This is a genomic window from Pseudomonas juntendi (assembly GCF_009932375.1).
GTDB lineage: Bacteria > Pseudomonadota > Gammaproteobacteria > Pseudomonadales > Pseudomonadaceae > Aquipseudomonas > Aquipseudomonas juntendi.
Map to the genome: position 1 here is coordinate 1 of NZ_BLJG01000150.1, position 625 is coordinate 625.

The window sequence follows — 625 nt, forward strand, 5'->3', positions numbered from 1 at the left end:
TTTGGAATACCATAATATGGTCCGCAGCTGAGAGGCCGCCTAGATGCGGTTTCCTTACAACGATAAAAACGACCTTTCGAGCTGAAAACCATGTCCCAACCGTCGTCGCAACACCAGTTTGTCGAGAATCACACGGTCGATTATGTGCCACCTGCCGAGCGCCATGGGAAGGCGCGCGACCTGTTCACCCTCTGGTTCAGCACCAACATTGCGCCACTGCCGATCGTCACCGGTGCCATGGTGGTACAGGTGTTCCACCTGAACCTGTTGTGGGGGCTGGTGGCCATCGTGCTGGGCCATCTTGTCGGGGGCGTGGTCATCGCCCTGGCCTCTGCGCAGGGACCGCAGCTGGGCATTCCGCAGATGGTGCAGAGCCGTGGCCAGTTCGGCCGCTATGGCGCCTTGCTGATCGTGTTCTTCACGGCGTTGATCTATGTTGGCTTCTTCATTTCCAACATCGTGTTGGCCGGCAAGACCATCCACGGCATCAGCCCGAGCGTGCCGATGCCAGGGGCGATCGTGATCGGCGCCTTGAGCGCCACCGCCATCGGCGTGGTCGGCTACCGTTTCATCCACATCCTCAACCGTATCGGCACCTGGGTGATGGGCTCGGCACTGCTGGCCG

Annotated in this window: 1 protein-coding gene; it reads left to right on the top strand. The window is 60.3% G+C overall.

Annotated features, from left to right (window positions below):
* Positions 1 to 90: 90 nt before the first annotated feature.
* A partial coding sequence (locus tag GYA94_RS18795; RefSeq protein ID WP_174824191.1) for a purine-cytosine permease family protein occupies positions 91 to 625 on the top strand: 535 nt, incomplete at its 3' end.